The organism is Streptomyces sp. NPDC002125, assembly GCF_053593715.1.
The window spans coordinates 111793-124092 of the sequence record NZ_JBSFDD010000027.1; the positions used below are offsets into that span (position 1 = coordinate 111793).

The 12300-nt window shown below is 71.6% G+C and carries 11 protein-coding genes; all 11 read left to right on the forward strand.

The features are described 5' to 3' along the window. Positions 1 to 302: 302 nt before the first annotated feature. The 11 genes from ACWCQM_RS33060 (at position 303) to ACWCQM_RS33110 (ending at position 12171) form a co-directional block, all read left to right on the forward strand. The gene (locus ACWCQM_RS33060) at positions 303 to 2057 is read left to right on the forward strand and encodes a DUF5941 domain-containing protein (RefSeq protein WP_450918753.1); all 1755 of its coding nucleotides are present in this window, start codon (positions 303 to 305) and stop codon (positions 2055 to 2057) included. Next, positions 2054 to 2791 carry a phosphocholine cytidylyltransferase family protein gene (locus ACWCQM_RS33065; protein WP_267078511.1) on the forward strand — a complete coding sequence of 246 codons (738 nt, stop codon included), beginning with the start codon at positions 2054 to 2056 and terminating at the stop codon, positions 2789 to 2791. Before ACWCQM_RS33060 ends, ACWCQM_RS33065 begins: the two co-directional genes overlap by 4 nt. Then, positions 2779 to 3840: an iron-containing alcohol dehydrogenase family protein gene (locus tag ACWCQM_RS33070; protein WP_450918754.1), complete on the forward strand. Its 1062-nt coding sequence runs from the start codon at positions 2779 to 2781 to the stop codon at positions 3838 to 3840. Before ACWCQM_RS33065 ends, ACWCQM_RS33070 begins: the two co-directional genes overlap by 13 nt. After that, the gene (locus ACWCQM_RS33075; RefSeq protein ID WP_450918755.1) at positions 3818 to 4597 is read left to right on the forward strand and encodes a CDP-alcohol phosphatidyltransferase family protein; all 780 of its coding nucleotides are present in this window, start codon (positions 3818 to 3820) and stop codon (positions 4595 to 4597) included. Before ACWCQM_RS33070 ends, ACWCQM_RS33075 begins: the two co-directional genes overlap by 23 nt. An 8-nt stretch (positions 4598 to 4605) precedes the next feature. After that, positions 4606 to 5478 (forward strand): glycosyltransferase family 2 protein, encoded by an 873-nt coding sequence (locus ACWCQM_RS33080; protein WP_198959721.1) that lies wholly within the window; start codon positions 4606 to 4608, stop codon positions 5476 to 5478. Positions 5479 to 5581: 103 nt separating this feature from the next. Further along, positions 5582 to 6511 carry an ABC transporter permease gene (locus ACWCQM_RS33085; protein WP_450918756.1) on the forward strand — a complete coding sequence of 310 codons (930 nt, stop codon included), beginning with the start codon at positions 5582 to 5584 and terminating at the stop codon, positions 6509 to 6511. Then, entirely contained in the window at positions 6504 to 7289 is a 786-nt protein-coding gene (locus ACWCQM_RS33090; protein WP_073749039.1) for an ABC transporter ATP-binding protein, read from the forward strand. Before ACWCQM_RS33085 ends, ACWCQM_RS33090 begins: the two co-directional genes overlap by 8 nt. A 401-nt stretch (positions 7290 to 7690) precedes the next feature. Further along, positions 7691 to 8611, forward strand: coding sequence for a squalene synthase HpnC (hpnC, locus tag ACWCQM_RS33095; RefSeq protein ID WP_450918757.1), 921 nt, complete (start codon positions 7691 to 7693; stop codon positions 8609 to 8611). Between the two features lie 29 nt (positions 8612 to 8640). Then, positions 8641 to 9561 carry a presqualene diphosphate synthase HpnD gene (gene hpnD / locus ACWCQM_RS33100; protein ID WP_450918758.1) on the forward strand — a complete coding sequence of 307 codons (921 nt, stop codon included), beginning with the start codon at positions 8641 to 8643 and terminating at the stop codon, positions 9559 to 9561. A gap of 121 nt (positions 9562 to 9682) precedes the next feature. Next, on the forward strand, positions 9683 to 11071 hold the full coding sequence (gene hpnE, locus ACWCQM_RS33105; protein ID WP_450918759.1) for a hydroxysqualene dehydroxylase HpnE: 1389 nt from the start codon (positions 9683 to 9685) through the stop codon (positions 11069 to 11071). Beyond that, positions 11068 to 12171, forward strand: a complete 1104-nt coding sequence (locus tag ACWCQM_RS33110) for a polyprenyl synthetase family protein (RefSeq protein WP_073749041.1) — start codon at positions 11068 to 11070, stop codon at positions 12169 to 12171. Before hpnE ends, ACWCQM_RS33110 begins: the two co-directional genes overlap by 4 nt. The last annotated feature ends 129 nt before the right edge of the window (positions 12172 to 12300 follow it).

Here is a 12300-nt window from a genome sequence, read left to right on the forward strand (position 1 = left end):
CGTCAGCTTATGCGCTGGGCGGACGCGGTTTGTGAGGCGAGGCGTTGATCGACGATGATGATCGCGAACGGCGCCGCATGATGGCCGGTTCACCCGAACGGAGCACAAACGGGCGGTGAACTCGGTCTTCCGTTCATCCGATAGCCTCAGCCGACGTGCCGCCGGCCCACCCCCGGGCCGCACTGTCGCGCGCCGTTCCCGTCAGCGCCAAGGAGTGAGTTCGTCTGTCGACCGCCATCCTCTCCGGTGCGCCGGTACCCGGATCGTCGCTCGAGGACGATCTGAGGTCACTCGGCTTCGACGTGACCGCCGCAGCCGACGCCTCCGAGGCCGCGGAGCTGCTCGCCGCGGTCCCCGCGAGCGGGCGCGTCGCGCTCGTGGACCCACGTTTCGTCGGCCATGTCCACGCCCTCAGGCTCGGACTCACCGACCCCCGCTTCGCGGCGGCCGCGATCCCCGGCGCGCTCACCGCGCAGCCCGAGGCGCGCCCCGCGCTGCTCCGGGCCCTGCGCCGTGCCGTCGTGGCCGTCGGCGCGGGGAGCCCCGTCGGGCCTCCCGGCGCCGAGCCCGCCACCGAGGACCGCACGGTCCCCGGCCGGCTGGCCGTGGCGCTGGACGCGGAGGGCACCCATGTCCAGCGGCCCGAGCTCGGTTCGCTCACGGCAGCGGTGCCCACAGGACCCGAGGAGCGGGTCGCCGCCAGGGCAGCCGTCGACGCCGTCGACGACGAGGCCGTACGGCTGCGCAGCGCGGTGAAGGCCCACGACGGCTTCTTCACCACGTTCTTCATCAGCCCGTACTCCCGCTACATCGCCCGCTGGTGCGCCCGCCGGGGCCTCACCCCCAACCAGGTCACCACCGCCTCGCTGATCACCGCGCTCATCGCGGCGGGCAGCGCGGCGACCGGCACACGCGGCGGCTACATCGCGGCCGGAGTGCTCCTGCTCCTCTCCTTCGTCCTGGACTGCACCGACGGGCAGCTCGCCCGCTACTCGCTCCAGTACTCGACGATGGGCGCCTGGCTGGACGCCACCTTCGACCGCGCCAAGGAGTACGCCTACTACGCGGGCCTCGCGCTCGGCGCCGCCCGTGGCGGTGACGACGTATGGGTGCTGGCGCTCGGCGCGATGGTGCTCCAGGCCTGCCGCCATGTCGTCGACTTCTCGTTCAACGAGGCCAACCACGACGCGGTGTCCAACACGAGCCCCACGGCCGCGCTCTCGGACAAGCTCGACAGCGTCGGCTGGACGGTCTGGCTGCGCCGGATGATAGTGCTGCCCATCGGCGAACGATGGGCCATGATCGCCGTGCTGACCGCCGTGACCACGCCCCGCGTCGTCTTCTACGCCCTGCTCGTCGGCTGCGCCCTGGCCGCCTGCTACACCACGGCGGGCCGGCTGCTGCGCTCGCTGACGCGCAAGGCCCAGCGCACCGACCGCGCCGCGGGCGCACTCGCCGACCTCGCCGACTCCGGACCGCTGGCCGAGGGCGTCGCCGCCGTGCTGCGGCGCCCTGGCGGTGGCTTCACAGCCCCGTTCCTGGCGTTCGCCGGTGCGGCCGTGCTGGTCGCCGCGGCGCTGTTCGCCCCGTACGGCAGCTGGCTGACCGTGGGCGCGGCGGTGCTCTACGCGGTCATCTCCGGCCTCGCCGTGTCGCGGCCGCTCAAGGGTGCGCTCGACTGGCTCGTACCCCCGGTCTTCCGGGCCGCCGAATACTGCACGGTCCTCGTGCTGGCGGCCCGCAGCGACGTCCCGCACGCCGTTCCCGCGGCATTCGGCCTGGTCTCCGCGGTCGCCTACCATCACTACGACACGGTGTACCGCATCCGGGGAGGCACCGGAGCGCCGCCCAGGTGGCTGGTGCGCACCATCGGCGGGCACGAGGGCCGGACCCTGGCCGTGACCGTCCTCGCCGCTCTGCTGACCAGCGGTTCAGGATTTACCACGGCACTCACCGCCCTCGCGGCGGCCGTGGCTCTGGTGGTGCTCGTGGAGTCCATCCGCTTCTGGGTGTCCTCCTCGGCGCCCGCAGTACACGACGAAGGAGAACTCGCATGATCGGCCTCGTACTGGCTGCCGGTGCCGGACGCCGTCTGCGTCCCTACACGGACACGCTGCCCAAGGCCCTGGTGCCCGTGGACGGCGAGAAGACGGTCCTGGACCTGACGCTGGCCAACTTCGCCGAGGTCGGGCTCACCGAGGTCGCGGTCGTCGTCGGCTACCGCAAGGAGGCCGTCTACGCCCGCAAGGCCGAGTTCGAGGCCACGTACGGCGTGACGCTGACGCTGATCGACAACGACAAGGCCGAGGAGTGGAACAACGCCTACTCCCTCTGGTGCGCCCGTGAGGTCCTGAAGAAGGGCGTCATCCTCGCCAACGGCGACACCGTGCACCCGGTCTCCGTCGAGAAGACCCTCCTGGACGCGCGCGGCAAGGGCCAGAAGATCATCCTCGCCCTCGACACGGTGAAGAGCCTCGCCGACGAGGAGATGAAGGTCATCACCGAGGACGGCAAGGGCGTCCGCCGGATCACCAAGCTCATGGACCCGGCCACCGCGACCGGCGAGTACATCGGCGTCACACTCATCGAGCCCGAAGCCGCCGAGGAGCTCGCCGACGCGCTGAGGACCACCTTCGAGCGTGACCCCGACCTCTACTACGAGGACGGCTACCAGGAGCTGGTGAACCGCGGCTTCACGGTCGACGTGGCGCCCATCGGCGAGGTGACGTGGGTGGAGATCGACAACCACGACGACCTCGCCAGGGGCAGGGAGATCGCGTGCCGGTACTGACGCGGCTCATTCCGTCGCCGGTCGTCGTCGACATCCGGTGCGGCGCCATGGACGGCCTGGCCGGCCTCCTCGCCGACCAGCGGATCTCCACGTCGGGCAAGCTCGCCATCGCGATCAGCGAGGGCTCCGGGCGCGCCCTGCGCGAGAGGCTCGCCCCGGTGCTGCCGGGCGCCGACTGGTATCCGGTGACCGACGGCACGATCGACGCCGCCGTGCGCCTCGCCGACGGCATCAAGGGCAACCGCTACGACGCCGTGGTCGGCCTCGGCGGCGGCAAGATCATCGACGTGGCGAAGTACGCCGCGGCGCGCGTGGGCATGCCCATGGTCGCCGTCGCGACGAACCTGTCCCACGACGGGCTCTGCTCCCCGGTCGCGACGCTGGACAACGACAACGGGCGGGGCTCCTACGGCGTCCCCACCCCGATCGGCGTGGTCATCGACCTCGACGTGATCCGTGAGGCGCCCGCACGCTACGTGCGCTCGGGCATCGGCGACGCGGTCTCCAACATCTCGTGCGTCGCCGACTGGGAGCTCGCCCACAAGGTGCGCGGCGAGGACATCGACGGCCTCGCGGCGGCCATGGCCCGGCAGGCCGGCGAAGCGGTGCTCCGGCACCCCGGCGGGGTCGGTGACGACGCCTTCCTCAAGGTGCTCGCCGAAGGCCTCGTCCTGACCGGTATCTCGATGTCGATCGCCGGTGACTCGCGGCCCGCGTCGGGCGGCTGCCACGAGATCAACCACGCCTTCGACCTGCTGTACCCGAAGCGCGCCGCGAGCCACGGCGAGCAGGTCGGCCTCGGCGCCTGCTTCGCGATGCACCTGCGCGGCGCACGCGAGGACGCGCTCCACATGGCGTCCGTCCTGCGGCGCCACGGGCTGCCCGTGCTGCCCGAGGAGATCGGCTTCACCCCCGAAGAGTTCGTGCGGGCCGTCGAGTACGCCCCGCAGACGCGTCCGGGACGCTTCACGATCCTGGAACACCTCAACCTGTCCACCGACCAGATCAGGGACGCGTACGCCGACTATGCAAAAGCCATCCATAGCTGAACTCCGTCCGGTCGTGCACCCGCCGGGTGTGAAGGACCGGCGCAGCGGCGAGCACTGGGCGGGTCGGCTCTACATGCGCGAGATCTCGCTGCGCATCACCCGGCGCCTGGTGACCACGAGGATCACGCCCAACCAGCTGACCTACGTGATGACCGTCGCCGGCGTGCTCGCGGCACCGGCCCTGCTGGTCCCCGGCATCCCCGGGGCCCTGCTCGGCGTGCTCGCGGTCCAGCTCTACCTGCTGTTCGACTGCGTCGACGGCGAGGTCGCCCGGTGGAAGAAGCAGTACTCGCTGGGCGGCGTCTACCTGGACCGGGTGGCCGCCTACCTCTGCGACGCGGCTGTCCTGGTCGGCTTCGGGCTGCGTGCCGCCGATCTCTGGGGCACGGGACGCATCGACTGGCTGTGGGCCTTCCTGGGCACGCTCGCCGCGCTCGGCGCCATCCTGATCAAGTCCGAGACCGACCTCGTCGGGGTCGCCCGCCACCAGGGCGGGCTGCCGCCCGTCAAGGAGGCCGCCTCCGAGCCCCGCTCCTCCGGCATGGCGCTGGCCCGCCGTGCGGCCGGCGCGCTCAAGTTCCACCGGCTGATCCTCGGCATCGAGGCGTCCTTCGTCATCCTGGTGGTGGCCGTACTCGACACGGTCAGGGACGACCTCTTCTTCAGCCGTCTCGCCGTCGCGGTCATGGCCGGCATCGCCCTTCTCCAGACCGTCCTGCACCTGGTGTCGATCCTGGCGTCCAGCAGGCTGAAGTGAGCTCTCCCATGAAACTCGGCGCGGTCATCATCACCATGGGCAACCGCCCGGAGGAACTGCGTGCCCTGCTCGACTCGGTCGCCAAGCAGGAGGGCGACCGGATCGAGGTGGTCGTCGTCGGCAACGGCGCCCCGGTCCCCGACGTCCCCCCGGGCGTACGGACCGTGGAACTCCCCGAGAACCTGGGCATCCCGGGCGGCCGCAACGTCGGCATCGAGGCCTTCGGCCCCTCGGGCGCCGACGTGGACGCGCTGCTCTTCCTCGACGACGACGGGCATCTGCCGAACACCGACACCGCCGAGCTCTGCCGGCAGGCGTTCGAGGCGGACCCGAAGCTCGGCATCATCACCTTCCGCATCGCCGACCCCGAGACCGGGGTCACCCAGCGGCGGCACGTGCCGCGGCTGCGCGCGTCCGACCCGATGCGCTCGTCCCGTGTCACGACGTTCCTCGGCGGCGCGAACGCCGTGCGCAGCCAGGTGATCGCCGAGGCCGGTCCGCTCCCGGGCGAGTTCTTCTACGCCCACGAGGAGACCGACCTCGCCTGGCGGGCCCTGGACGCCGGCTGGATGATCGACTACCGCGCGGACATGGTGCTCAACCACCCCACCACGGCCCCTTCGCGGCACGCGGTCTACCACCGCATGGTGGCCCGCAACCGCGTCTGGCTCGCCCGCCGGAACCTGCCCGCCCCGCTGGTCCCCGTGTACGTCGGGGTGTGGCTGCTGCTCACCCTGGTGCGCAGGCCCTCCCTGCCCGCGCTCAAGGCATGGTTCGGAGGTTTCCGGGAAGGGTGGACGACGCCCTGCGGTCCCCGGCGCCCCATGAGGTGGCGTACGGTATGGCGGCTGACCAGACTGGGCCGGCCGCCGGTGATCTGAGAGGCTCTCCCTCTGAGACCATGAGCCGTATTCATTCCGTACGGGGAACCTGTCCGCATCGGCCGCGCCCGGCTGCGCATTGTGAAGACGAGAGTTCTTAACTGTGAGTGACACGACCCACGACGGCGGGATTGCGCTGAGCAACCCGCCGTCCGCCGACGAGGGCCTGAGCGCTTCCCAGCTGGCCGACAAGTACGGCCTGACGGTGAGCGGGGCCCGGCCCGGGCTGTTCGCGTACCTGCGGCAGCTCTGGGGCCGTCGGCACTTCATCCTGGCGTTCTCGCGGGCGAAGCTGACCGCGCAGTACAGCCAGGCGAAGCTCGGCCAGCTGTGGCAGGTGGCGACGCCGCTGCTGAACGCCCTGGTCTACTTCCTGATCTTCGGGCTGATCCTGGGCACCCGGAAGGGGATGAGCCAGGAGGTCTTCATCCCGTTCCTGGTGACCGGGGTCTTCGTCTTCACCTTCACCCAGAGCTCGGTCATGGCGGGGGTGCGCTCCATCGCGGGCAACATCGGCCTGGTGCGGGCCCTGCACTTCCCCCGGGCGTCGCTGCCCATCTCGTTCTCGCTCCAGCAGCTCCAGCAGCTGCTGTACTCGATGATCGTGCTGCTGGCCGTGGCGGTGGGCTTCGGGAGCTATCCGACGCTCTCCTGGCTGCTGGTCGTCCCGGCGCTGGCGATGCAGTTCTTCTTCAACACCGGCCTGGCGCTGGTCATGGCCCGGCTGGGCAGCAAGACCCCCGACCTCGCCCAGCTGATGCCGTTCGTGATGCGTACGTGGATGTACGCATCGGGCGTCATGTTCTCCATCCCCGTGATGCTGGCCGACAAGCCGCAGTGGATCGCCGACGTGCTGCAGTACAACCCGGCGGCCATCTACATGGACCTCGTCCGGTTCGCGCTGATCGACGGATACGGCTCCGAGAACCTGCCGGACCACGTCTGGGCCGTCGGGCTCGCCTGGTCGCTCGTGGTGGGCGTCGTGGGCTTCGTGTACTTCTGGAAGGCAGAGGAACGGTACGGCCGTGGCTGAGGAATCGTCCCAGGGACACATCCCCACCGTGATCGCGGACGATGTGCACATCGTGTACCGGGTCAACGGCTCGGGCGGCGGCAAGGGCAGCGCCACCGCGGCCCTGAGCCGGATCGTGCGCCGCGGCAAGGGCGAGCCCCGCGGTGTGCGCAAGGTGCACGCGGTGCGGGGTGTCTCCTTCACCGCGTACCGGGGCCAGGCCATCGGCCTCATCGGCACCAACGGCTCCGGCAAGTCCACCCTGCTCCGGGCCATCGCGGGGCTGCTGCCGACCGAGCACGGCAAGGTGTACACGGACGGCCAGCCCTCGCTGCTCGGCGTGAACGCCGCGCTGATGAGCGATCTGACCGGTGAGCGCAACGTCGTGCTCGGCGGTCTCGCCATGGGCATGAGCCGCGAGGAGATCCGCGCGCGCTACCAGGACATCGTCGACTTCTCCGGGATCAACGAGAAGGGCGACTTCATCACGCTGCCCATGCGGACGTACTCCTCCGGCATGGCGGCGAGGCTCCGCTTCTCGATCGCGGCGGCCAAGAACCACGACGTCCTCATGATCGACGAGGCGCTGGCCACCGGTGACCGGAAGTTCCGGGTGCGCTCCGAGGAGCGGATCCGCGAGCTGCGCAAGGAGGCGGGCACCGTCTTCCTGGTCAGCCACAACAACAAGACGATCCGGGACACCTGCGACCGGGTGCTGTGGCTGGAGAAGGGCGAGCTCCTGATGGACGGCCCCACCGAAGAGGTGCTCAAGGCCTACGAGCGGGAGACCGGCAAGTAGCTGCCGCCCGCGGTGGCCCCCGCCCGAGCGTCGCGGCGGGGGCCACCGCGCTGTGCGGCGCCGGGGGTGTACGGCGATCTCCTCCCGGCGGATGACGTCAATGGACCGCGTTCCGGGGAAGGTTGACGGGAGCCCAGGTGTTGTACCGGGGCGCGCTGTACCCCTGACGAGGTCCTGTGAGCTGTACAACGTAAGCTGTAGCGGTGCTGATTCGCGCCAATGTGGGGTGATACGCCCCCCGGCACATCGCCCGTTGTGTGCATGTCGCACTCGGGAGGACGAGCGGCGTGTCCGAAAAGGGATGTTTTGGGTCGGCAGTGTAGAACGGGAGATATGACGGCAATGATGGATAATCTCCAGCTCCGACGTGGTTTCGCCGTCCCCGCGTCGGGCGGTACGCAGTGACCCGTACCCAGCAGACGCGCGCCGACGCCGCCGCGGCCGGCACGCTGGACAAGGCCGCGCACGAGAACTTCCCCGTGGCGCCGTTCTTCCTGCCCCGCGCCTGGCGCGACGACCTGATGGCCGTCTACGGCTTCGCCCGCCTCGTCGACGACATCGGCGACGGCGACCTGGCCCCCGGCGGTGCCGACGCCCGCCACCTGGGCCTCGAACCCGGCCAGGGCGAGGACCGAGTCGCCGCGCTCGACGCCCTCGAAGCCGATCTGCACCGCGTCTTCACGCGCAGCGCTCAGGAGCCGCGCCACCCCCTGATGCGCGCCCTGCGTCCCACCGTGCGGCGCTGCGCGCTCACCCCCGAGCCCTTCCTCGGCCTCGTCGAGGCCAACCGGCAGGACCAGAAGGTCCGCCGCTACGGCACCTACGGCGAGCTGCTGGCCTACTGCGAGCTCTCCGCCAACCCCGTCGGCCGACTCGTGCTGCAGATCACCGGCACCGCCAGCCCCGAACGGATCCGCCGCTCCGACGCCGTCTGCACCGCGCTGCAGATCGCCGAGCACCTCCAGGACGTCGCCGAGGACCTCGGTCGCGACCGGATCTACCTGCCCGCCGAGGACATGGAGCGCTTCCACGTCACCGAGGCCGACCTGGCCGCACCGTCCGGGAACGCCTCGGTGCGCGCACTCGTCGCCTTCGAGGCGGGACGCGCCCAGGACCTGCTGGACGAGGGCATCCCCCTCGTGGACAGCGTCCACGGCCGGCTCAAGCTGCTGCTCGCCGGATTCGTCGGCGGAGGGCGGGCCGCCCTCTCCGCGATCTCGGCGGCCGGATTCGACGTACTGCCCGGACCGCCCAAGCCCACCGCGCCGAGACTGCTGCGCGAAGTGGGAGCCGTCCTGCGACGAGCGCACAGAGAGGGGTGAGCCGGACCGTGGAGGGACAGACGCCGTACATGTCGGCACCGGTACAGGCCGCGTACAGCTACTGCGAGGCCGTCACCGGACAGCAGGCCCGCAACTTCGCGTACGGCATCCGGCTGCTGCCGTACGAGAAGCGTCAGGCCATGTCGGCGCTGTACGCATTCTCCCGCCGCGTCGACGACATCGGCGACGGAGAGCTGGACGCGGAGACCAAGCGCGTCCGCCTTGAGGAGACCCGGCAGCTGCTCGAACGGATCCGGGACAAGGCGGTGGACGAGGACGACACCGACCCGGTCGCGGTCGCGCTCGCCGACGCCGCGCACCGCTTCCCGCTGCCGCTCGGCGGCCTCGACGAGCTCATCGACGGCGTGCTCATGGATGTGCGCGGGGCGACCTACGAGACCTGGGACGACCTGAAGCTGTACTGCCGCTGCGTCGCGGGTGCCATCGGGCGCCTCAGCCTGGGCGTCTTCGGTACGGAGACGGGCGCGCCCGGCTCCGAGCGCGCCGCCGAGTACGCCGACACCCTGGGCCTCGCCCTCCAGCTCACCAACATCCTGCGTGACGTGCGCGAGGACGCCGGCAACGGGCGTACGTACCTCCCGGCCGACGACCTCGCCAAATTCGGCTGCTCCGCCGGCTTCCAGCGGGCCACCCCGCCCCCCGGCTCCGACTTCGCGGGGCTGGTGCACTTCGAGGTCCGGCGCGCCAGGGCCCTCTTCGCCGAGGGCTACCGGCTCCTGCCGATGCTGGACCGCCGCAGCGGCGCCTGCGTGGCGGCCATGGCCGGGATCTACCGCCGGCTCCTCGACCGCATCGAGCGCGACCCCGAGGCCGTCCTGCGCGGCAGGGTCTCGCTGCCCGGCCACGAGAAGGCCTACGTCGCGGTGCGCGGCCTCTCGGGGCTCGACGCGCGGTACATCTCGCGCCGGACGACCCGGGGGAGGGCCTGATGGCGGCGCCGGACCGGCTCCGGAGCGCACGGCGGGCAACCTCCCCGGAGCTCCTCGCGTCCCCCACTGCGACGACGCGGCGGACGCCGCCCGACCCGACGGCACGACGAAGGGGGCAGTCATGACCGGCCTCGGCACCCGCCCGTCCCGCGCGGTCGTCGTCGGCGGAGGCCTCGCCGGTGTCACCACCGCGCTCCGCCTCGCCGAGGCGGGGGTTGACGTGACCCTGCTCGAAGGCCGTCCCCGGCTCGGCGGCCTCGCCTTCTCCTTCCGGCGCGGCGACCTCTCCGTCGACAACGGCCAGCACGTCTATCTGCGCTGCTGCACGGCCTACCGCTGGTTCCTGGACCGGATCGAGGGGACCCACCTCGCCCCCCTCCAGGACCGCCTCGACGTGCCCGTGCTCGATGTCGGCCGTCAGGCCGGGCCCCGGCTCGGACGTCTGCGCCGCACCGCGCTGCCCGTACCGCTGCACCTCGCCGGAGGGCTCGCGGCCTACCCGCACCTCTCCCTTGCCGAGAAGGCCGGCGTCGCCCGCGCGGCACTGGCACTCGGCCGGCTCGACCCGGCGGACCCCGCGCTCGACGGCATCGACTTCGCCACCTGGCTCCGCCGCCAGGGCCAGTCGCAGCGCGCCATCGAGGCGCTCTGGGACCTTGTCGGCGTCGCCACCCTCAACGCCACCGCACCTCACGCCTCCATGGCGCTGGCCGCGAAGGTCTTCAAGACCGGGCTCCTCTCCGAACCCGGCGCGGCCGACATCGGCTGGGCCGCCGTGCCGCTCGGGGACCTCCACGACACCCTCGCCCGCAAGGCGCTCGAATCGGCGGGCGTCAGCATCCGTCTGCGCACCCGGGCGTCCTCCCTCACCCGCACCGAGGACGACCGCTGGGCCGTCACGACCGACGGTGAGCGTTTCGAGGCGGACACGGTCGTCCTCGCCGTACCGCAGGGCGACACCCACCGGCTGCTGCCCGACGGGGCCCTGGACGAGCCCGGCCGGCTGCTCGACCTCACCGACGCGCCGATCCTGAACGTCCACGTCGTCTACGACCGCAAGGTGCTGCGCAGGCCGTTCTTCGCCGCGCTCGGCTCGCCCGTCCAGTGGGTCTTCGACCGCACCGAGTCCTCCGGGCTCCAGGGCGCCGGACAGTACCTCGCGGTGTCCCAGTCCGCGGCGGGCGACGAGATCGACCTGCCCGTCGCCGAGCTGCGCGAGCGCTACCTCCCCGAGCTGGAGCGGCTCCTCCCGGCCGCCCGTGGGGCGGGTGTCCGCGACTTCTTCGTCACCCGGGAACGCGCCGCGACGTTCGCGCCGACGCCCGGCGTGGGGCGCCTGCGGCCGGGTACGCACACGCGTGCCCCCGGGCTCCACCTGGCGGGAGCATGGACCGCCACCGGCTGGCCCGCCACGATGGAGGGTGCGGTCCGCAGCGGCTTCACCGCAGCGGACGCCGCACTCCGGGCCCTCGGCCGGCCACACGAACATCCGCTGCAGGAGGCGGCATGAGCAGTACCACCGGAACAAGAGGAGAGTCTGTGACCCCGGCGAATCCGGCTTACGACACCGTGGCGGACACCACGGACGTCACCGCGCTTCTGGAGCGCGGAAGGGCCCTGTCAGCGCCGGTGCTGCGAGCTGCCGTGGACCGGCTGGCGCCGCCCATGGACACCGTCGCGGCCTATCACTTCGGCTGGATCGATGCCCAGGGCAGGCCCGCCGACGGAGACGGCGGCAAGGCGGTACGCCCCGCGCTGGCCCTGCTGTCCGCGGAGGCGGCGGGCGCCCCGCCCGAGGCCGGCATCCCCGGCGCCGTCGCTGTCGAACTCGTGCACAACTTCTCGCTGCTGCACGACGACCTGATGGACGGCGACGAGCAGCGCCGTCACCGCGACACCGTATGGAAGGTCCACGGCCCCGCGCAGGCCATCCTCGTCGGCGACGCGCTCTTCGCGCTGGCCAACGAGATCCTGCTGGAGCTCGGCACCGCCGAGGCGGGCCGGGCGGCCCGGCGGCTGACCACGGCCAGCCGCAAGCTGATCGACGGTCAGGCCCAGGACATCTCCTACGAGCACCGCGAGCGGGTCACCGTCGAGGAGTGCCTGGAGATGGAGGGCAACAAGACGGGCGCCCTCCTCGCCTGCGCCGTCTCCATCGGCGCCGTGCTCGGCGGTGCCGACGACCGCACGGCCGACGTCCTGGAGGCCTACGGCTACCACCTCGGCCTCGCCTTCCAGGCCGTCGACGACCTGCTCGGGATCTGGGGCGACCCGGAGTCCACGGGCAAGCAGACGTGGAGCGATCTGCGTCAGCGCAAGAAGTCCCTGCCCGTCGTGGCCGCGCTTGCCGCGGGCGGACCGGCGTCGGAGCGGCTGGGCGAGCTGCTCGCCGCCGACGCCAAGAGCAGCGACTTCGACAGCTTCTCCGAAGAGGAGTTCGCCGCGCGAGCGGCACTCATCGAGGAGGCGGGCGGCCGCGAGTGGACCGCCCAGGAAGCCCGACGCCAGCACGCGGTGGCCATCGAGGCGCTGCACGGCGTCGACATGCCGGAACATGTGCGCGCTCAGCTCACCGAGCTCGCCGACTTCGTTGTCGTACGGAAGAGATGATCACCATCCAGATATGACTCGCAGTCGCCGGCGGGGCCCCCGGCAGTGTGCCAGGAGGGGACGACGGCAGGCAGAGCCAGTTCAGCAAGCGTGGCGGCGGAGCCCCGGGCACCCGCGGCCGTACGACCA